The sequence below is a fragment of the Enterococcus sp. DIV1368f genome (assembly GCF_051712245.1).
Taxonomy (GTDB): domain Bacteria; phylum Bacillota; class Bacilli; order Lactobacillales; family Enterococcaceae; genus Enterococcus; species Enterococcus faecalis.
The window spans coordinates 51,241-70,644 of record NZ_JBIOON010000001.1 but is presented as its reverse complement, the minus strand read 5'-3'; the positions used below and the strand labels follow the sequence as shown (position 1 = coordinate 70,644).

The following is a 19,404-nucleotide window of genomic DNA, read 5'->3' as shown; positions in this document are numbered from 1 at the left end:
ACAAGAATCATTATTGCAATGCCACTAACTTTATTTATTACTCTTTTCCAGTTGCGTTTCATTTATTCACCATCCACCTTCACAGCAAACGGCCAATAGCGCTCATCAACTGCTTTGATTTCTTGTTCTGTTAACATATCCACCTTTTCCTTACATGTCGTAAAATCAATTGCTCCCGCTAAATTTAAAAAAGTATATCCTGTGTTAGTCGCCCATTTGCCTGGTAATAAAACGTGATATAAAGGTCCCTTCTCGACTTCGTAACCGTTAGCTAATGCATCAACAAATAAATCTCTATTCGACTTAAACCACAAAGAAAATTCATCATTTGGCATTGCTCTTGCGAAAGAAATTGCTGAATCAATAATATCAACTTTATCAGAACCTAGGCCTTCGCCTTCTTTGATAAAGTCATCGGCCTTTTTGGGCAATACAGTTTTTTTCGGTTCGTCAAGTTGTTTTACTGCAATCAAACAGTCACGAACTGCCTGGTCATATCCTTCGTTGTACTTTTCGATGAATGAATCACCTTCTAAACCTTCTAAAATACCAATCAATTCTTGTTTATTCATCGCTGCTCCTCCACTTCATCAAACCCACAGATTAGTGATTCTTTTTTCCATACGCCGAATCCCTCAATTCCTATCAATCCTCTGTCTTCTTCTGGAAACAAAAGAATATACCCTGAAGGAATTACCTTTTTTACTTCTAATATTTTTCCAGTATATTCGGGAATTGCTGTACCAATATACTTCACTTTGTCACCTTGTTTAATAACCATAGCTGTTTTCCTCCTAAAATTTCAGACTGTCGCCGATCATTTTATTTAATTCATAAAGGACTTCGTGTGGTAACACCGCTTGTACATTGACGCCGGTTTCGCCGCATTCAATATCCAAGGTGTAATCAACGCCCGTTTCTCCATTTTTACGATAGGCTTCTTTTTCTAAATGAATTTTGTATAAATATTTACCGTCAATCGCTATAATTTTTTGTTGTGTATTATGACTGATGTTCTCGTCGTCCGTTATTTCGTAACTCATTCCGATCCCTCCAATAACTCACTATTCTCGTAGATATTACCAACAATCTCGATATCGTCGGTAACTTCAAATAGATCCTCAGATATATTGTCCCACTCATATTTAAATGCACCATTTTCAAAAATTACTTGTCCGTGCACTTCTAGATGGTCATCCCAGCCAATATCACCCTCAAAAATTTCAACGCCGTTCTTGTCTTTCAAGCCTGTTGATTGCATGATGACATAAGGAAATTCATCCCAATTAAAAGTTGTATCATAACTTCCTATCTCTATTTCAGACGTACCAGGACTGCCTTTAATCTGAAAATCCGTAATTATGGCCATCATGCTATTCGAGTCATCAAACAAAGGTGTAACGTTTTCTAGCATTTCTTTCTCGTAGGTATCCCGCTCTTTAAACTTCGGTATCATTTTGCACCTCTTCATAGCGAACACTAAACACATGAGGATCACTGTACAAGTCATTTACTGATTGCTCCATCTCAGCAATTGTCTTGTTGTATTTCATAATTGTGTCCTGCAATTCTTCACCCATGAAACACTGTTTGTAAATCAATCTATAATTTTTTCTCATGTTCAAAAACTCCTCTACTTTTTTAGTCTTAATTTGGTTCAGTACATATTTTTTACTGATAATCATTTGATTGTTACTATCGCTTATATTTCCCTTGTCTTTCCGTTGAACAACAGTTATTTTACCGAGTATCGAGTTATCATAGACTTTCTGAACAATCCCCTATAATGGATGCTTAAAACAGCTATGAGCTCTAAACTTTGGAATCATCTTCTTCACTCGCTTTCTAAAATAATGACAGCTGTTCTTCAGTTCATATAAATAGCCCCATTGGGATATTTGACAACATTTTTTCCTGAGAAGCTTCATACATCTCTTTCTTTATTTCAAAACCATAAGCATTTCTATTAAGTTCTGCAGCCGCTCTAAGCGTAGAACCACTGCCAGCACATGGATCAATTACAACATCTCCATAATCTGTAAAAATTTCAATTAATCGTTTAATAACAGGTATTGGTTTCTGGGTCGGATGTATTTTTGGATAGCTGTTATCCGTTTCCCATTCAAACCAATTTAGAACCATACGGCCGTCGTTATTGAATTTCGGAAGTTTTTCTCTATAAAGAACGAGCGCATATTCTGTAGCTCCCACAACTTTCATATTCGCTTTTAATACTTGAGGACTGGATTTCTTAATAAAAACTAGTGGAATATGATTGTTAAAGCCGTACTTTTTACCATAGTCAATCACCATTTGAAGCTGTTGAAAGGCGCAAAATACTATCATAGCTGGCGCTTTTCCAACTTCTTTCGGTTCTTTCTTTAACATTTTTGAGCAAAAATGCATAAATTCTGAAATTCTAAAATTCTCATCGGTGTCAAAAAAACTTTTATTCGCTTTGTCGGATTCTCCATTTTCAATTTTTCCGCCTTCATACCATGCCGAGCTTGATGCATATGCATTTTTACCTAGGTTGTAAGGAATGTCTGCAATAACTAGTTGTGCTTTGGGTATTCCATATCGCTTATAATTTTGAAAATGATCGTTAAATAATTGTATTTTCGTTTCTATCTGCATAATTTCAAAGGAGTAAAGAATTCTTTACTGTGGCCACAAACCTCCACTCCCTTCTATAAATTCACTGGCTCATTTTTATAACCAGCATAAATTAAAATTCCCTCAATCACATAAAGGTCCGTTTTCTGCTTTAAACTAGCCTTAAATTTCTTGGCAATATTTCTAGCTGTTTCTAAAGAAACTACTTCATATGTTTTAGCAAATGCATCCGCAATAATTGCGGATGTTGGCGTGTAATAAATCTCCAGCAAAATGAACACTCACTTTCATTTCATAAATCTAATTTAAATGTTCAGCTTTATATTCCCAGAATTTGTTTCTAGGCATTCCTAACGCTTCTATGATTGCATTCACTGAATATCCTATCCATTGCAAATACAAATATTCTTGAATGGTGAACTTGTCTTTATCAATTGAGCTGATTGGTTTAGATTTATCCATTGTTTGCTCACCAATATTCTTACCAAGCATTTTAATTTGACGATAGACCATGCTTTTAGGATGTCTATACCAGTCCGGATTCTCATTCATTAGCTTGAGCATTTCTTTCCGCTTTTGCTTTTTTTCAGCTTGAATACGTGCTATATCTTCAAAAATTACACTGTTCATTTTTTAACCTCCTAGAACGGTAGATCATCGTCGCTAATGTCGATTGAATTACCTGCGCCTGCGAACGGATCTACATCTCCGCCAAACGACATTTGTTTGCTATTATTTTGCTGATTTAAGCCTTTGTTTTGATTTGTGGTATATTTACCCTCGAAATCATTTTGAACGCTTGTACTGTCATCCTGTGACGTCTGAATGCTATTTCTATTCTCGTTTGTACTTTTTGATTCCAATAATTGGAAACTCTCGCAAACAACTTCAGTCACATAGACACGTTGGCCTTGTTGGTTGTCATAATTACGAGTTTGAATTCTTCCAACAACTCCTAATAATGTTCCTTTGCGAGCATAATTAGCCATTGTTTCAGCAGGCTTACGCCAAATCACACAGTTGATAAAGTCTGCTTCACGGTCACCATTTTGATTCGTAAAGTTACGGTTCACAGCAAGAGTAAAGCTTCCAACTGCAGAACCACTTGCGGTGTAGCGTAAATCTATATCTTTCGTCAGCCTTCCGATTAATACCACATTATTTATCATTCAAATCACTCTCCTTAACGAACACACCGTTGACATTTTTTCCCTTACGATCTTTAATCTCGTTATACGCTTGGTTCAGACATTCATATAAATCCATATCATTTTGCATAGCGAGAATAACTAGTGTCACAACAACATCACCGATACCATCCCTTAAATCATTTTTATTATTTCTTGCTAATGCTGCTGCGACTTCTCCGACTTCTTCAACCACTTTTAGCATTTGTTTCTCAGGCTCTGCGATATCTAGATTTTTTTCTCTTGCCCATTTCTCAATTAATTTAACTAATTCATTCATCATTTACCCTCCAAGTATTCTTTTATTTGTCTATCAAGCTCAGCTTGTTCCTCTGACGAAAGTTTCTCTTCTTCTTGCTTCTGATTGTTAGCCCATTCAGGTAACTTTTCTTGTCTCATTGGCACCTTAGAATAGGCTGGCAGTTTATTTGTTTGAGACAGATCATATTCATCGTTGTAACGATCATCACGTATCCAACGAAACAATTCTTGCGGGTGATACCAATCGTTTAATTTAATATATGCAAGATAGTCCTTATATCCTTTTTTAAACGACTCTAAATCTTCTTCCGTCTTGAACTTCTTTAAAAATTGTTCTCTAGCTTTTTTCTTGTTGGTTTTCTTTGGATAAGTTTGCCAAACTTTTTCGAATAATTCAGGCATAGTTGAGCTCGGCTCAACACTATTCTTTTTATTCTTTGTATTATTCTCTGTATTATTAAGTAATGTATTATTCTCTGTGAAGTTTTCTTCACCAGGGGTAGTGAAATTTTCTTCACCACCCTCGTGATGATTTTTTCCATAGGTGATGAAATTTTCTTCACTAGGGGTGTAGAATTCTGTATCGGTTGGAAAAGGCAATATATAGATATGTCTACGATCTACAATTTTGCTATCTGGTTTGTAAAAGACTTGTATCTTTATATATTTTCGTTTTTCTAATTGCTTCATCCATGATATGATCGTCCGTTTGCTAACGTTGTATAGGCTGGCAAAGTATTGATTTGTTGCCCAACAGTAGCCTCTTTCATTTGCTAATGCTGTCAGCTCTCCATATAATAGCTTTGCATTCCCATTTAATTGGTTATCGTAGCGGACAATGGCTGGAATGATAGCATAAAAGCCTCTATGTTCATTCATTGGTTATCCTCCTATATTTAATTTCTTGCGTTCCTCAATATTTAGTTTGACTGGTTTTATTTGATACTTATTCAAAAAGTTCTTAGTACCAATACGATGTTCTTCTTGGTGATGGAAACGGCAACCTGCATAAAAAGTAAAATTTTCATGGCTGATTTTCTTACGTTTGCGACCCATACCAACAACCTCAATGTGACAAACGTCAGCATGTTTACCACAAATACAGCACTTACGATATTTCAGGCAGTAATAAAACCATTTGTTATTTTCAAGCAAGTATTGGTATCTTTTTTCCAGTGGTATATCGTTTTTCAAAATGAACTCAATCAAGAAACCGATCCACTCAGTCGCTTCATTCTTGGTAGCTCTACTATGTTCAAAATAAACACCACTCTTAGCCTCGTAGTAGTATTTCAAGACACTTTCAATCCATTTAGGTTCGTCATAGCTCCAACGTGCCACATCGGCTATTAGAACGTGAGAAAGTGCATTCTGTTTTTGAGACATCTGTCGATTATCTAAGAATTCAACTTTCGCTAAATTATCATCGTTATTAGCCAGAAGTTCGAGAAAATTTGAATTTATTTCATCCTCAAATTCGATGACCAATTTATTTCCTATGTGGTTTATGATTTTTCCAATCACTCAATCACTTCTTTTCTTTTTTTGCCTTTTCTGCTTGGTTCGTAGCTTGAGCGATTAGACGGCCAATCATTCCATAATGTTGTTTGTTCATTTGTTCTAATTTTGTTATTTTATCTAATTGTGGATAGCTCTCTTCAATCCATAAATTTAAACGCTTAATCATTTCTTCTGTTGCATCAAAACCAACGATTTCGCTCAATGCTGATAATGCTGCTTCTGTTTTTTCCAGGTCTTTCACTTCAATTGTTGGAGGCTCTGGTAAATCTTCACCTCTATAGATATATAATCCTAACCCATGTTTTGCTAACGCCTTAACAAATGCACGTTTCAATGCTTTATTTACCTGCGTCATTGTCGGCGATGTTACATCGTTATTTTTAAAATCTAAAATAGGGTATATTTCTGTCTCTTCGACTTCTTTAAAAAGAACAGATACTTCTACATATGAACCACCATTTGTTGTCTGATATGGTAATTCTTTTGATACTAAAAACTCTTTTCGATCTCCCTTAACTACCATCCAATGTTCAAACTCACGAATAGAAATAATGGCATTTGGATCGTGCTTCTTCATAAGTTCGTGAGCATCGGACCACGGTAGATAATTGAACTTTCCTTTTTGTTGTATACGTTTTGATACATCTATTTCAGTCATTTTCTGAAAATCTGTAATAATCTTTTTCTCAGTCATTTAATAGTGCCTCCTTGTATACTTTGCCTAAACCGATGTAATCAATCTTTTCTAAATACCGTTGGTCAAATTCTTCTATTACATCTACAATGCTATTTTGAGTGACAATAGCTGTTAATTCATGACACTTTAGCTGTGCTTTTTTATCATATTTAAAGATTTTAAACCACATCTGAAATACTCCATCTTCATCTGCAATTTCATTTCCGAAAAAGTCAGTACTATCAATTTCATCGTTTTCATATTGTTCCTTGTTTTGCTTTTTAGGCGGCTCTGTTAAAAATCGATCTAATGCATCTGCTTCACTACGATTCATTCACAAGACCTCATTTCTGTGATATAATTTTTCTTGTATAATTTTTGTATGCGACTTATTGCTTGCCGGCTTAAGTCGTTTTTTTGTCGTCATGCGACACCTCTGCGCTCTTTTTGTTGCGCAATGTATATTTTATTTTTTTGTTGCTTGTACCATAAATCAGCAAGTTTTTTTGTTTGCTGTAATTTTTCTTTCCTTGTCATTTATTTACCTCTCTATCTTCAAGTGCCAGATCATAAAACAGTGTCCAAATGATGAATAAGCCGATATATACATTTTGGATAATCGGATTAAAATTTCCGCCTACTATCAACCCCAATCCGAAAACGATTAGCAACACTGCAATTCTTCTTAAGTTATAAATTTTTCTCATTTCATTTCTCCTTAAATATGCATTCTATTTTGAATCTCTAAGTATCTTAAAAATTCAAGTTCTCTTTCAATTTGATAGGCTTTTCCTTCGGTCAGTTGTTCTGATTGTCTAAGCGCTGCTCTATCATCTTGTAGCTGTTTACGCTCTTTTTTGATTTGGTTGAGTATCCAACTTTCTTGTTCAGTTGTATAAGCCATAATATTCTCCCTACGCTATGTCGTTTAAGTCTAAACTCATTTGTCTTACAACTGTTTTTGTTGCTGTCGACGGCTCCCAGTCGTTGATATATTCAATCACGATTGGATAATGTTTTTCTCTTAATTGTGATCGGGTACCCACGCCTGTAATTTGCTTAATACCTGAATTAATATCTTTGTATAACTTTCCACGCTGTTCCTTTGTAATTTTTCCAAATCCTCTTGCCACTTCTGCTACTCGTTGATGAACTCGACGTGATAAGTAGCTATAATCATCTGCACCGATTTTTTGATTGTCTTTTAAGTCGGCTACTTCTTTTTCAATTACATCTACACGCTCATTTGTTTCTTCATTTGCTGATAAAGCAAGCATTGCTAGTTCTCTTTTGGAAGTTGGTAGTTTGGGCTGTTGAATTTCTTTTTCCATTTGATTAAAAGCCTCAATATATTTCAGTTTGAACTGCAATGCCTTTTGACCAGTGAACCCCATTGCTAATAAAGTGAAGCCGTCGCGATTCATGATAACTTGGCGATAAGATTGTTTGTTTTGCGGGTGAACATATATATCTTCATAAAATAAGTCTGCCGAATTTTCGGCTAGCCCTTGCTTTAATTCATCAATGGCTTCTAAAACATGTTTATGCTGTTTTCTAAATGTTTCAGCAACTTGTAAACTACTTGTTACCACTTGTTTATTTTTCATTATTACTAATTGCATATTCTGTTTCTCCCTTCATTTTTAGTTAGCTTCTTTCTGATAACTGTTACCTTCACTTTTCTTAGATTCACTTTTACTTTTTATTTTACAAACATGTTGTATACCAGTACGTCGCGTTAAAACATCAGCAAAAGCTTGTGCCAATAAATCGATATCTACTTTTTCTGACGACTTTTGATTCATATCACACTTCCCTCCTCTTTTGTTGACATTCGGGAACTCAACGAGTAAAAAAAATAGATATTCTAGATTCTGGCATTTCTAATGCTGTTGCTATTTTTGCTAGTTCGTCAACTCCCAATGAAACTGTACCATTTTCACGTTTTGTATATACACTTCGTGTCCATTGTAATTTCTTTGCTAATTCTTCTTGAGAATACCCTTTTGCGATTCTCTCAGCTTTTAAACGGTTGAAGTCAAATTCCATTTTTATAATCCTCCTAACATTTATTCATTCATGAATGTGCTTTAATGATATATCGATGATTCCCGAATGTCAACTATTTGTGCCGAATAAGAACATTTTTTGTTGACTATTGGGAACTTTATTAGTATTATTTCTTTAGGAGGTGAATAATTTGAGAACGAATGATGAAATTATGACATTAATTACAAATTTGCGTAAACAGAAAAAAATGACATCCACTGAATTAGCAGAAAAAGTTGGAATAGCTAAGTCCGCAATGTCACGTTACGAAAATAGAACAAGACAATTTCCTGTTAATAAGATATCCGACTTTGCCAACGCTTTAGGAACAAGCCCAGAATACCTATTAGGATTTGAAGAAGAACCACTTTCTCAAATTTTAACGAAAATAAACGAAACCTCAGCTAAGTTAGAAACTAAAAGACAAAAAAATGTATTAATATTTGCCGAGAAAGAATTAGATAAGCAAATTCTTGAAACGGAATCACGCAATAGAAAAGTTGTTCCATTGGTAGGAAAGACCGCAGCAAACCCTGCAGTTCTAGAATATGGAGATATAGACGTTGAACAGCATTCTTTCGCACACGTGCCGGAAGGAGCAGATTGTGCTATTAATATTCAGGGAGATTCAATGGAACCGCTAATTAAAGATGGAAGTATTGTTTTTTATAAAAAACAATGTGATGTTGAAAATGGTGAAATTGCAATTGTAGAAATTGATAATGATGGTGTTACATGTAAGAAAGTAATTAAAGACTACTCAAATAAACAAATTATTTTGAGATCAATCAATACCAAGTATGAAGATAGAATTTTAGAAAATGAAAAAATTAGAATTATTGGAAAAGTTATATTATAGAACTTTTTTATTAGACTTAAAAGTATTCTATTGAAGGCCAATCTGTTTAAAAAAATAATTTATAGAAGAATAGTTCGTGGTTAGATAAGAAATAAATATAAATTTTAACCTTCGGACTTTTCTTCTTACAAAAAAAGAACATACATTCTATAAGGAGGGATATTATGAATAAATATGAAGTAGAAAAAAGACTTTGCGAAGAATTGAATATTGAATATATTAATTTAAATTTACGTACAGGACCTAGTCACAGATTTACTGAAAAAGAATACCAAGAACTTAAATCTGATTATGCTCAGTTATTTTTACAATTAAACAAGCTTAATGTTGAGAAAGACCAAGAGTAGTTTTTAAATAAGATAGGGGGATTCGTTTATGCTAAAGAGAGCAGCGTTATACATTAGGGTTTCTACTGATCAACAAGCAAAACACGGGGATAGCTTAGACGCACAAATAGCTACTTTAAAAGATTATGTAAGTACTCAAGACAATTTGACAATCATTGACACGTATATTGATGACGGCATTTCAGGACAAAAATTGTACCGCGATGAATTTCAACGCTTATTAGAAGATATAAAAAAGAACAGAATAGATATTATTTTGTTTACCAAATTAGATCGATGGTTTAGAAATTTACGTCATTACTTAAATATTCAAGAAATATTAGATAATTCTGGCGTAACATGGCTTGCCGTTTCACAACCATTTTTCAATACTGATACTGCTTATGGACGTTCCTTTGTTAATCAGTCAATGAGTTTTGCTGAATTAGAAGCACAAATGGCGTCTGAACGTATCAAAGCAGTATTTGAAAACAAAATTAGAAAGGGAGAAGTGGTAACTGGTAGCGTTCCTTTTGGTTATAAAATCTGTGATAAGAAGTTAATACCTAACGAAAATGCACCTATCGCAAAAGATATTTTTAAACATTATTCTATTCACAACAGTATACGCCTAACTGTTGAATATCTATTCAATGAATATGATATTACAAGAAGTTCTCGAACAATCAAGCACATGTTAAGGAATAGAAAATATATAGGTGAAGTTTCTGGTAACAAAAATTATTGTCCTCCCATAGTGGATAAGGAAACCTTTGAGAAGGTTCAAAATCTATTAGATAAAAATATTTCATCTATAGCAAAACGTACTTATATCTTTTCAGGACTGGTAGTATGTAGTTGTTGCGGTAAAAAAATGACTGGACGTTATCGAAAAAGAAAATATATTAAAAAAGATGGCACAGTGATGTATTATACAAAAAAAGTATACCGTTGTAACGGAAACACTTATAAAAGAAATAAATGCCCAAATAAGATAAATATACCCGAAGAGATACTTGAAGAGTATTTATTAAACAACATTAAAGCAGACGCGGAAAACTTTGAAGCTAAACAGAAGAAGATAGCAGTTTCTGCTCCTGAAAAAAACAATAATTCAAAAGTACTAAAGAAAATAGAACGGTTAAAAAAAGCGTATCTTAATGAGGTTATAAGTTTAGACGAATATAAGAAAGATAGAAAAGAGCTTGAACAGATGATTGTTCAAGTCAAGCCTAAGGAAACTATAGTATTTAAATCAAATTGGTTTAAAAAAAATATAGAAAGTACTTATCGTGATTTCGATGAAGAAGAAAAAAGGTTTGTTTGGAGATCAGTACTTAAAAACTTAATTGTAGACCCTCATGGCAAAATAACAATTAATTTTTTAACAAAAAATTAGCCACTTTTAGGAACTGTCCTACTAGTAACGCTTGGCGCTATCAACGCAACAGCCATTAAAAAATGCATGCCCCACTTCACTTTTTTAAAGCTCAACTTTTTCACAAATTTCCTCCTTGTGTTTCAACCCATTTGCAACAAACAATTGTCAAAGTAACAAACAACAAAAAGAGCCTTCCCCCATCACGCTGCTCTTCTTTTCCTATCATAATATATCCGTTAAATAAAAAACAGTAAATTCCGTTAAAATAAGATGTTTTTCCTGTAAATTGTTTTTATTTTTGGACAATATAGCGGATTTGTTTGTGAAAAAAATAGTAATTTTGACCAAAACACGAACTTTATAAAAAAGAAAGTCTTTTTATATTGGAAAAGCGGAACAAAAACTATTTTTTTGAAAAAAATAACTAAAAATACCGAATAAACAGCATTGGTCTAGTCCTTGAATACCTCTAAACAAATATTAGCAGCAATTGGTCTAGTCTTTAAGAAGGAAAAAGAACGCTCTTTTGCTTAAGCAAAAGAGCGTTCTTTTTTATTTGAGGTTAATCCTTCATATAAGGTAACTTTTTAGCATAGCCTTCTTTATTCACTTGACGTGCCCGGGCAATCGCCAAATCTTCTGAAGGGACATCTTCTGTGATGGTTGAACCAGCAGCAGTCACCGCATGATCACCAATCGTGACTGGCGCAACAATGTTCGTTGCAGAGCCAATAAACGCGTGATCACCCACGACTGTTTGGTGTTTATTTTTGCCATCATAATTAACAAAAACAACGCCGCAACCGACATTAATATCTTTGCCTAATGTTGCATCACCAACGTATGTTAAATGGCCCACTTTTGTGCCTTCATCGATTGTTGCATTTTTTACTTCCACGAAGTTACCAATGTGTACGTTTACCCCCACATCTGCTTTAGGACGTAAATGTGCATACGGACCCACATCGGCCCCCTCACGAACCACACTTTCTTCAATCACAGACTGTTTAATAACCACTTGATTGCCGATGTGACTATCAACAATTTCTGAATGTGCGCCAATCAAGCAATCTTCGCCAATCACTGTTTTTCCTTTGATAGTGACTCCCGCTTCAATGACTGTGTCTGAACCAATTACCACGCCTTCATCAATATACGTTGTATCTGGATCAATAAATGTAACACCATTTCGCATATGCATTTCATTTAAACGACGATGCATAATTTTATTAGCAGTGGATAAAGCGACACGATCATTTACACCCATTGCTTCGTCAAAGTCTGCCATTTGATAAGCAGCGACAGCTTTGCCTTCTTTTTTCAAAATTTCAATGATATCTGTTAAATAGTATTCCCCTTGTGTGTTGTTTGTATCTGTTTTCGCTAACGCTTCAAACAATGATTCATTATCAAAACAGAAGGTTCCTGTATTAATTTCTTGAACACGTGCTTCTTCTTCACTGGCATCTTTTTGTTCCACGATTCGTTCAACAATGCCCACATGGTCACGAATAATTCGCCCATAGCCTGTTGGGTCTTCCGCATGCGCTGTTAAAATAGTCGCACTTGCATTCTTACCTTGATGGTAATCGAATAAGTTTTTCAAGGTTTCTGCAGTTAATAACGGCGTATCCCCTGTAATAACTAATGTTGTTCCTTGTTTGCCACCTAATAACTCTTGTGCTTGCATGACTGCATGCCCAGTTCCCAATTGTTCAGCTTGTAAGGCATATTGACTACGTTCGCCTAAATGGCTTTTAATCATTTCCGCCCCGTGTCCAACGATTGTCACGATTTCTGTTGGTTCTGTTTGTTCTACTTGATCTAAAATATGTTCGACCATTGGTTTACCAGCAACTGGATGCAATACTTTATAAAGTTTAGATTTCATGCGTGTTCCTTTACCAGCTGCTAAAATAATTGCGTATCTATTTTCCACGTTTGCCACCTCAAATTAACTAAATTGTTTGATTTTCTTCTAAATCGTCCTCATTATACCTTTTCTAGTTTATCTTACTCTTTTGTCTTTTTCAACAAAATAAGGCATTTAAAAGGTAGACCAATTTATTTTCTCATCTTTTTTTAAAGGAATAAAACAGAAAAAAAGAACCTGAAAATGGAATGGACCATTTTCAGGTTCTTTTTCAAATTATTTCTCTGTGAAATAGTTTCCTGGGACTACGCTAATCGTTTTTGTTTGTGTATCCACATCTTCCACGTACAATAGCGAAGTATAGTCATCGATTGCACGACGGCCATTGAATTTTGACTCAGCAAAAACGGTAATGCCCACAAGTTCTGCTTCAAATTCTTCAATCATACTCTTCATACCATTGACGGTGCCGCCGCCTTTCATGAAGTCATCCACGACTAAAACTTTTGATCCGCGTTTTAAGCTGCGTTTTGAAAGTTCCATTTTTTCGATACGTTCTGAAGACCCTGATACATAGTTCACGCTCACCGTTGAACCTTCAGTAATCTTAGAATCGCGACGAACAATCACAAACGGAACATTTAAGTAATAAGACACAGCTTGCGCAATTGGCACTCCTTTAGTCGCAACGGTCATTACCGCATCAATTTGTTTGCCTAAATATTTAGAAGCAATAATCCGGCCCACTTGTCTTAATAAATTCGGTTCCCCAAGTAAATCTGAAAGATAAACATAGCCCCCAGGTAATAAGCGATCTTGTTCTGACAAACGATCACACAAATCCATAATCAACTGCTCCGCTTCCTCATAAGGAATTTCAGGGATAAAGCGGACACCGCCTGCAGCGCCTGGAATCGTTTCTAAAATACCTGTTCCACGTTCTTTAAATGTTTTTTTAACAATTGCTAAATCTTCACTAATGGAAGACTTGGCAGATTGGTATCGGTCAGCAAAATATGTCAAAGAAACCAATGTATGGGGATGATCTAAAAGATACTGGGTCATATCGATTAATCGTTCACTTCTCCGAATTTTCAAATTCGTCACTCCTTTTCATTCTATCGTTCCTTATTATAAGGGGTTTAACCGAAAAATTCGAGGATTTTTTTCAAATAACTGAAAATAGTTCGCCATTTCTTTTAAAAAAAAGAAATAAAGGAGAAAAACTTTCGTTTTTCTCCTTAGTTTCTTTGCATTTTTTGTTTTCGTTGGACCATAACAACCACTCGGCGATAAATATTGACTAATAAGAATAAACCAATAAAAATTAGGGTAATGCTTGCACTCGGTGGTGTTTCCAAATAATACGAGCTAGTCAACCCTGTCAGCATGCCAATCAAGCCCATAAACACACTGATGATAATCACCGTGTTGAAGCCTTTACCAATTCGCATACCTATCGCAGCTGGTAAGACCATAATTGCTGAAATTAACAAGGCTCCCGCGATCGGAATCATCACAGCAATCGCCACACCAGTAATTACATTAAAAAGCATCGACATCCAATGAATAGGTAGCCCATCAACATGAGCAGTATCTTCATCAAATGTTAAAACATACATTGGACGTTTAAATAACATAAACAATAGAACTAAAACTACGAATAAAATTGCCAACATAACCACTTGATCCCACGTAATCGTGACGATGGAACCAAATAAATACGATTGAATACTAGCAGCTGAATTGCCTCCTGTTAAATTCATCAAAACTAACGCCAAAGCCAAACCTCCTGACATTAAAATAGCAATCGAAATTTCTGAATAGGTGCTATAAATCATTCGTAAATATTCTAGAATGATTGCAGCCACAATCACGACAATTAAGGTCATTAAATTAGGATTCCAATTAAAAAAGAAGCCTAGTGCCACACCGGCTAATGACACATGTGAAAGGGTATCTGCCATTAAAGATTGTCGGCGAATAACTAGAAAGACGCCGAGCATTGGGGCAATCACTGAGATAAACAGTGCTGCTAAAAAGGCCTTTTGCATAAATGCATAAGAAAGCATTTCTGCCATACGATTCACTCCTTACCGCTAAAATGAACACTACCATTGTAGCGACGTTTAAGCGAATTAATTTTTTAATTCCTGCTTATTTTTTAAATTTTTCCAGCATTTCTTTAAGCCGTTCCTTGGCTTTCGTTATGATCGAGCCAGATAACGTTTTATTGGAAAATTTACGTATACGATTCTTCACTCATATGGAAGCAACGCCATTTCGAATCTTCTTTGCGGACAAGACGAATTTGACGATCTACATAGGTTTTGATATCTTCATGATCATGCGTAATCATCAAAATAGCTTTTCCATGTTCATGCGCACTGTGTTGCAACAATTGATAAAATTCGTTGCGCGATTGTTCATCCATACCTGTTGTTGGCTCATCTAAAATAAACAAATCTGGATCGGTCGCAAACACTCGTGCTAAACTAATTCGTTGCTTTTGCCCTCCAGAAAGCTCGCCAATTCGTTTGTGGCGCATTTCCCACATGTCCACTGATTTCAAAGCTTTTTCCACATGAAGATGATCTTTTTTCGTCAACGGTTTGAACCAACGATTTCTGGGAAAACGACCTGAACGTACTAATTCAATGACGGTGCTAGGAAAGCCCGCATTGAAAGAAGCGACTTGTTGAGGAATGTAGCCAATGCTGATTTTTTCACCAGCACTATTTTTTTTAGCGACCGTAATTTTGCCACTTGTTGGTTTTAATAACCCTAAGGTACTTTTGATCAGCGTTGACTTGGCAGCGCCATTTTCTCCTGTTAAAATAACGAATTCCCCTGGATCAACATAATAAGAAACATCTTCTAAAACAGGTTCATCATCATAATAGAAGGTTAAATTTTCGACTTCAATATAATGCATAAGTAGGCTCCTTTCTGTTGCCAGATTAATGAATGCTTTTTTGTAAAGCAGCGAGGTTTTCTTTCATGACAGACACATAGTTCTCGCCTGCTTCTTGTTCTTTTTGAGTTAAACTCTCTAAAGGATTCAATACAGCTAATTCGACGCCTGTCTCGTCTGCCAATGTTTTGGCTACTTTTGTAGAAGCCGATGCTTCAAAATAGATCACAGAAACATTGTTTGTTTTAATATATTTTTTTAATTCGGCTAAACGACTTGGCGAAGGTTCTTGGTCTGGAGAAATCCCAGCAATCGGTTCTTGGGTCAAGTCATATTGTTTCGCCAAATAGCCAAATGCAGCATGCTGCGTCACAAAGGTCCGATTTTTAGCGCCTGCAAATGCAGCTTGGTATTCCTTATCTAGCGCAGTCAATTTTTCCAAATAAGCAGCGGTATTTTTTTCAAATACGGCTTTTTTCTCAGGATATTTTTTGATAAGCGCATCCCGAATCGCTGTTACTTCTTTTTGCGCTAACACGGGATCTAACCAGACATGCGGATCCAGTTCGTGGGAATGGTTATGGCCTTCATGACCTTCTTCGCCAGATTCTTCCTCTTCTGTTCCTTGCATCAATTGAATGGATTGACTGGCTTCCACGATTGAAACTTTTTTCGTGTCCAAGTTTTCAATAACATTCGGAACCCAAGTTTCTAGCTCTTTACTATTATAAACAAAGACATCCGCATCAGTAATTTTCGCTAAGTCTTTTGCGCTTGGTTCATAATCGTGTGGTTCCGTTCCAGCTGGAATCAACAGCTCAACCTCTCCCTCATCACCAACGACTTGTTTTGCGAAGTCGTACATCGGATAAAAAGTAGTCATTACCGTGAGCTCTTTCTTCTCTTTTGGCGATTGTGTGGTTTGCCCACAGCTAGCTAAAAGAAAAGCACTGATTGCTAAAGTAACGCCGATTATCAAACGGCGGTAGATTTTCGTCATGTTCTGTCCTCTTTTCGATTTACCTATTATAAACCGTAATATTTACGATTTGCCAGGAATAATGTACCAAATGGATCACGGGACGTCAAGTAATAAATTTAAAAAAACAACAGAGCGTGGGACAAAAAAACCAAAGTGATTTTTGTCCCACGCTCTGTTGTTTTTATTTATTTCAATGTCCGAACCAAATAAACTTCTTCGCAAAAGCCTTTGAGTCCATTATAAATCCGTTGTGCTCGTGTTTTCTTTTCACATAAAGCAAAGACTGTCGGTCCACTGCCGCTCATCAACGCTGCATCAGCGCCGTACTTCAGCATGCGATCCTTGATTTGTTGCACGATCGGATGTCTGGCAATCGTGACACTTTCCAACGCATTGCCGACCGTTTGGGTCATCCCAGTATAATCACCATTTTCAATAGCTATTCTTAGTCCAGCAATATCTGGATGGTGCAATTCATCTACCGCTAAATCATTAAAAACAGTACTAGTGGATACACTAATTCTTGGTTTTACTAACACAATCCAACATTGAGGCATGGTCGGTAATGTTTCAATTTTCTCCCCACGTCCGTTTGCAAAGGCTGTTCCGCCCCTTAAACAATAAGGAACATCCATACCAATTTGGCTGCCAATTTCACAGAGTTCGTCCATCGTCAACCCCAGATTCCACAGTTTGTTCAAGCCTCGTAATGCTGCGGCACAGTCACTGCTACCCCCTGCTAAACCAGCTGCCACGGGGATACGTTTTTCAATATATATTTTAATTCCTTTATGAATATTATAGGTACGCTTTAATAAGTCAACTGCTTGATAGACATGATTCCGTCGATCCACGGGTAAAAAAGAGCTGTCCGTTTCAATACGAATGATGTCTTCTTCTAGATTTTCAAAAGTTAAATGATCGGCTAAATCTACACTTGCAAAAATAGATTCAACTTCATGATAGCCATCCACACGTTTATGCAGAACATCTAACCCAAGATTAATTTTCGCAGGAGCTCGTTCGATTATTTCCATCGGTTCCCTGATTCACCTTCCTTAATCTTTTGTCTACCAACATTTTAATCTTTTAGATTCTATCATATGTCCATGAAGAAGTACACCGAAGATTGCTCTTTCTCTGACGACAGATGGCTGAAATTAAAAAGAGCTTAGGAACGAAGGGCTCTTCCTTCACTCCTAAGCGGACTTTCTAAATTATACGGCTTGACCGATGAATTCGATTTCAACGGTGCGTGTTAAAACATCTGAATAGCTGTAAGATACACGTTCAAATGAGTTCTCGTCTGGATCCAAGTCAACAACAAAAACAGATGGATAAGTCTCCGTTAAGATTCCTTTACGTTCTGTTTGGCGCTTTCTTCCAGTCTGAGCAACTAACATAATTTCACTGCCGATACGGCCTTCCAAATCTTTCTTAATTGACGATAACGTTGTTGGCATTGCATTCACCTCGAGAAACATTATATCACTTTTTTAAAAAATTTCAAGTTTATCATACTAGAAGTCTGTTTGCAACTACTTTTGCTCGACAAACCGGCTGTTTTGTCGAATTTTTATTCATTTTCTAATGTATATTTCATTTTTGCTTTGGCACGATCATAGGCACTTCGGACAGCTGAAAAAGTTCCCCCACGTACTTTAGCAATTTCTTCTAACGTGTAGCCTTTTAAGTATGCGTTTAAAATTTGTTGTTCCAACGAGGAAAGACGTGTCGGAAAAGCTGCCAATTTTTCTTGAATCATTAATTGACCTAATGGGTCGGTAGCCGCTGTCCCCAAATAGTCCACTAACTCTTCACCAGCGCTTTCTAATCGTTGTTCCAGAGAAATAGACAAGGTATCTGTTCGCCGCTTATAGGCGCATTGATGGCGAATTAAGCTATGTACGTGATTTTCAAAATTTCGTTTAAAAAACTTTCCTAATGATGCTTGTTTTTCTGAATCAAATCGTTCTAACGTCCGAAAGAAGACAATTCGCCCTTCTTGAAGCCAGTCCTCAGTATCATAATCTTTTAAATAGTATTTTTTCATGCACTTATAAATCACTGGCTGATATTGCCCATATAAGGCTTGAAATTGTTCTTGGTCTCCTGCTAATGCTTGTTGAATCTGTTCTAACATAAAAAGCCCTCCTTTTCGATAAACGTATCGAATGATTTAGGAGAGCATAGCATGTTAGAAATTTATGACTTAAGCGAACATTTGTTTAATCTTTTTTTTGAGACAATTCTTCTAGCTTCTCAGAAAGTTTTGATAACTGCTCCACGTTCCATGGAGAATTTCGACGAAATTGCTGGAAATGGATATCTGTTGCATGAATGGCAATCGTCTTTTCTGTTTTCTGGACAGCTTTGTAAAGTTCATTGGCCGAAGTCCGCAATGCACCTTGTGAAAAGACCACCCATTGTTCAGCCAAATCACTCGTTGCGACTGTTACTTGCGTTAAACGATCATTTTTTTCACCAGCTAGACGTTCAATATAACTATCTGCTGTTTCATCTTCTTTGGTGAAAACCACGGTCAAAAGATACTTTTTGTACGTTTGCTGAATACCTGGGACTAATTGGGCATCAAAGACCACAATGATTTCCAACCCTTCATATTTGGCATAATTGGACAGACGACTAAGAAGCAGTTCACGCGCATCCTCTAAACGCTCTTGCTTTTTCAACTGGACCAATTCTGGCCAAGCACCAATCATATTATAGCCATCAACGATTAACAATTGTTTTTTCAT

Annotated in this window: 31 protein-coding genes; 3 read left to right on the top strand and 28 right to left on the bottom strand. The window is 36.0% G+C overall.

The window, feature by feature from the left end; genetic code table 11:
* Nucleotides 1-62: 62 nt before the first annotated feature.
* The 19 genes from IGL07_RS00370 to IGL07_RS00280 all read right to left on the bottom strand — a co-directional run bounded on the left by IGL07_RS00370 (nt 63) and on the right by IGL07_RS00280 (nt 8,310).
* Nucleotides 63-572: a DUF1642 domain-containing protein gene (locus IGL07_RS00370; protein ID WP_438747228.1), complete on the bottom strand. Its 510-nt coding sequence runs from the start codon at nt 570-572 to the stop codon at nt 63-65.
* The gene (locus IGL07_RS00365) at nt 569-781 is read right to left on the bottom strand and encodes a hypothetical protein (RefSeq protein ID WP_010773514.1); all 213 of its coding nucleotides are present in this window, start codon (nt 779-781) and stop codon (nt 569-571) included. Before IGL07_RS00365 ends, IGL07_RS00370 begins: the two co-directional genes overlap by 4 nt.
* Before the next feature lie 13 nt (nt 782-794).
* Nucleotides 795-1,043 carry a hypothetical protein gene (locus IGL07_RS00360; RefSeq protein ID WP_010773515.1) on the bottom strand — a complete coding sequence of 83 codons (249 nt, stop codon included), beginning with the start codon at nt 1,041-1,043 and terminating at the stop codon, nt 795-797.
* A complete protein-coding gene (locus tag IGL07_RS00355; RefSeq protein WP_438747227.1) occupies nt 1,040-1,456 on the bottom strand; it encodes a YopX family protein in 417 nt (138 codons plus the stop codon). The genes IGL07_RS00360 and IGL07_RS00355 overlap by 4 nt, the downstream gene beginning before the upstream one ends.
* The gene (locus IGL07_RS00350; RefSeq protein ID WP_179114997.1) at nt 1,440-1,601 is read right to left on the bottom strand and encodes a hypothetical protein; all 162 of its coding nucleotides are present in this window, start codon (nt 1,599-1,601) and stop codon (nt 1,440-1,442) included. The genes IGL07_RS00355 and IGL07_RS00350 overlap by 17 nt, the downstream gene beginning before the upstream one ends.
* 271 nt (nt 1,602-1,872) lie before the next feature.
* Entirely contained in the window at nt 1,873-2,637 is a 765-nt protein-coding gene (locus tag IGL07_RS00345) for a DNA-methyltransferase (protein WP_113793605.1), read from the bottom strand.
* A gap of 53 nt (nt 2,638-2,690) precedes the next feature.
* Nucleotides 2,691-2,897, bottom strand: coding sequence for a hypothetical protein (locus IGL07_RS00340; protein WP_113793604.1), 207 nt, complete (start codon nt 2,895-2,897; stop codon nt 2,691-2,693).
* A gap of 19 nt (nt 2,898-2,916) precedes the next feature.
* On the bottom strand, nt 2,917-3,246 hold the full coding sequence (locus IGL07_RS00335; protein ID WP_202523117.1) for a hypothetical protein: 330 nt from the start codon (nt 3,244-3,246) through the stop codon (nt 2,917-2,919).
* Nucleotides 3,247-3,257: 11 nt separating this feature from the next.
* Complete coding sequence (ssb, locus tag IGL07_RS00330) at nt 3,258-3,785, bottom strand: single-stranded DNA-binding protein (protein ID WP_438747226.1); 528 nt, start codon at nt 3,783-3,785, stop codon at nt 3,258-3,260.
* Nucleotides 3,775-4,083, bottom strand: a complete 309-nt coding sequence (locus IGL07_RS00325) for a MazG-like family protein (protein WP_002381633.1) — start codon at nt 4,081-4,083, stop codon at nt 3,775-3,777. The genes ssb and IGL07_RS00325 overlap by 11 nt, the downstream gene beginning before the upstream one ends.
* On the bottom strand, nt 4,083-4,943 hold the full coding sequence (locus tag IGL07_RS00320; RefSeq protein WP_142954865.1) for a helix-turn-helix domain-containing protein: 861 nt from the start codon (nt 4,941-4,943) through the stop codon (nt 4,083-4,085). Before IGL07_RS00320 ends, IGL07_RS00325 begins: the two co-directional genes overlap by 1 nt.
* A 3-nt stretch (nt 4,944-4,946) precedes the next feature.
* The gene (locus tag IGL07_RS00315) at nt 4,947-5,588 is read right to left on the bottom strand and encodes a putative HNHc nuclease (RefSeq protein ID WP_438747225.1); all 642 of its coding nucleotides are present in this window, start codon (nt 5,586-5,588) and stop codon (nt 4,947-4,949) included.
* Between the two features lie 4 nt (nt 5,589-5,592).
* Entirely contained in the window at nt 5,593-6,279 is a 687-nt protein-coding gene (locus IGL07_RS00310) for a DUF1071 domain-containing protein (protein WP_128437528.1), read from the bottom strand.
* The gene (locus IGL07_RS00305) at nt 6,272-6,595 is read right to left on the bottom strand and encodes a hypothetical protein (RefSeq protein WP_033600921.1); all 324 of its coding nucleotides are present in this window, start codon (nt 6,593-6,595) and stop codon (nt 6,272-6,274) included. The genes IGL07_RS00310 and IGL07_RS00305 overlap by 8 nt, the downstream gene beginning before the upstream one ends.
* A gap of 199 nt (nt 6,596-6,794) precedes the next feature.
* The gene (locus IGL07_RS00300) at nt 6,795-6,968 is read right to left on the bottom strand and encodes a hypothetical protein (protein ID WP_002381626.1); all 174 of its coding nucleotides are present in this window, start codon (nt 6,966-6,968) and stop codon (nt 6,795-6,797) included.
* Nucleotides 6,969-6,979: 11 nt separating this feature from the next.
* Nucleotides 6,980-7,165 (bottom strand): hypothetical protein, encoded by a 186-nt coding sequence (locus IGL07_RS00295; RefSeq protein ID WP_002411350.1) that lies wholly within the window; start codon nt 7,163-7,165, stop codon nt 6,980-6,982.
* A gap of 10 nt (nt 7,166-7,175) precedes the next feature.
* Nucleotides 7,176-7,868 carry a Rha family transcriptional regulator gene (locus IGL07_RS00290; RefSeq protein WP_438747457.1) on the bottom strand — a complete coding sequence of 231 codons (693 nt, stop codon included), beginning with the start codon at nt 7,866-7,868 and terminating at the stop codon, nt 7,176-7,178.
* Nucleotides 7,869-7,904: 36 nt separating this feature from the next.
* Nucleotides 7,905-8,066 carry a hypothetical protein gene (locus IGL07_RS00285; RefSeq protein ID WP_010824905.1) on the bottom strand — a complete coding sequence of 54 codons (162 nt, stop codon included), beginning with the start codon at nt 8,064-8,066 and terminating at the stop codon, nt 7,905-7,907.
* 37 nt (nt 8,067-8,103) lie between these two features.
* Nucleotides 8,104-8,310 (bottom strand): helix-turn-helix domain-containing protein, encoded by a 207-nt coding sequence (locus IGL07_RS00280; RefSeq protein ID WP_010824904.1) that lies wholly within the window; start codon nt 8,308-8,310, stop codon nt 8,104-8,106.
* Between the two features lie 142 nt (nt 8,311-8,452).
* On the opposite strand from IGL07_RS00280, the gene IGL07_RS00275 reads away from it, so the two are divergent.
* The 3 genes from IGL07_RS00275 to IGL07_RS00265 all read left to right on the top strand — a co-directional run bounded on the left by IGL07_RS00275 (nt 8,453) and on the right by IGL07_RS00265 (nt 10,894).
* The gene (locus IGL07_RS00275; RefSeq protein WP_231411100.1) at nt 8,453-9,169 is read left to right on the top strand and encodes an XRE family transcriptional regulator; all 717 of its coding nucleotides are present in this window, start codon (nt 8,453-8,455) and stop codon (nt 9,167-9,169) included.
* A 164-nt stretch (nt 9,170-9,333) separates the two neighbouring features.
* Nucleotides 9,334-9,516: a hypothetical protein gene (locus IGL07_RS00270; RefSeq protein WP_010824902.1), complete on the top strand. Its 183-nt coding sequence runs from the start codon at nt 9,334-9,336 to the stop codon at nt 9,514-9,516.
* Between the two features lie 28 nt (nt 9,517-9,544).
* Nucleotides 9,545-10,894, top strand: coding sequence for a recombinase family protein (locus IGL07_RS00265; RefSeq protein ID WP_048942190.1), 1,350 nt, complete (start codon nt 9,545-9,547; stop codon nt 10,892-10,894).
* Nucleotides 10,895-11,438: 544 nt separating this feature from the next.
* Here the strand turns inward: IGL07_RS00265 and glmU are convergent.
* The 9 genes from glmU to IGL07_RS00220 all read right to left on the bottom strand — a co-directional run bounded on the left by glmU (nt 11,439) and on the right by IGL07_RS00220 (nt 19,404).
* On the bottom strand, nt 11,439-12,815 hold the full coding sequence (gene glmU / locus IGL07_RS00260) for a bifunctional UDP-N-acetylglucosamine diphosphorylase/glucosamine-1-phosphate N-acetyltransferase GlmU (protein ID WP_010826281.1): 1,377 nt from the start codon (nt 12,813-12,815) through the stop codon (nt 11,439-11,441).
* A 210-nt stretch (nt 12,816-13,025) separates the two neighbouring features.
* Nucleotides 13,026-13,847, bottom strand: a complete 822-nt coding sequence (gene purR / locus IGL07_RS00255) for a pur operon repressor (RefSeq protein ID WP_002381336.1) — start codon at nt 13,845-13,847, stop codon at nt 13,026-13,028.
* Between the two features lie 143 nt (nt 13,848-13,990).
* Complete coding sequence (locus IGL07_RS00250) at nt 13,991-14,830, bottom strand: metal ABC transporter permease (RefSeq protein ID WP_002383493.1); 840 nt, start codon at nt 14,828-14,830, stop codon at nt 13,991-13,993.
* 161 nt (nt 14,831-14,991) lie between these two features.
* The gene (locus IGL07_RS00245; RefSeq protein ID WP_002356064.1) at nt 14,992-15,684 is read right to left on the bottom strand and encodes a metal ABC transporter ATP-binding protein; all 693 of its coding nucleotides are present in this window, start codon (nt 15,682-15,684) and stop codon (nt 14,992-14,994) included.
* Nucleotides 15,685-15,709: 25 nt separating this feature from the next.
* Nucleotides 15,710-16,663, bottom strand: a complete 954-nt coding sequence (locus IGL07_RS00240; protein ID WP_002364579.1) for a metal ABC transporter substrate-binding protein — start codon at nt 16,661-16,663, stop codon at nt 15,710-15,712.
* 167 nt (nt 16,664-16,830) lie between these two features.
* The gene (gene ispE / locus IGL07_RS00235; RefSeq protein WP_002379846.1) at nt 16,831-17,682 is read right to left on the bottom strand and encodes a 4-(cytidine 5'-diphospho)-2-C-methyl-D-erythritol kinase; all 852 of its coding nucleotides are present in this window, start codon (nt 17,680-17,682) and stop codon (nt 16,831-16,833) included.
* A gap of 180 nt (nt 17,683-17,862) precedes the next feature.
* A complete protein-coding gene (locus IGL07_RS00230; RefSeq protein ID WP_002356060.1) occupies nt 17,863-18,108 on the bottom strand; it encodes a Veg family protein in 246 nt (81 codons plus the stop codon).
* Between the two features lie 113 nt (nt 18,109-18,221).
* Nucleotides 18,222-18,788 (bottom strand): sigma-70 family RNA polymerase sigma factor, encoded by a 567-nt coding sequence (locus IGL07_RS00225; protein WP_002356059.1) that lies wholly within the window; start codon nt 18,786-18,788, stop codon nt 18,222-18,224.
* Between the two features lie 85 nt (nt 18,789-18,873).
* Nucleotides 18,874-19,404, bottom strand: a complete 531-nt coding sequence (locus tag IGL07_RS00220; RefSeq protein ID WP_002356058.1) for an NYN domain-containing protein — start codon at nt 19,402-19,404, stop codon at nt 18,874-18,876.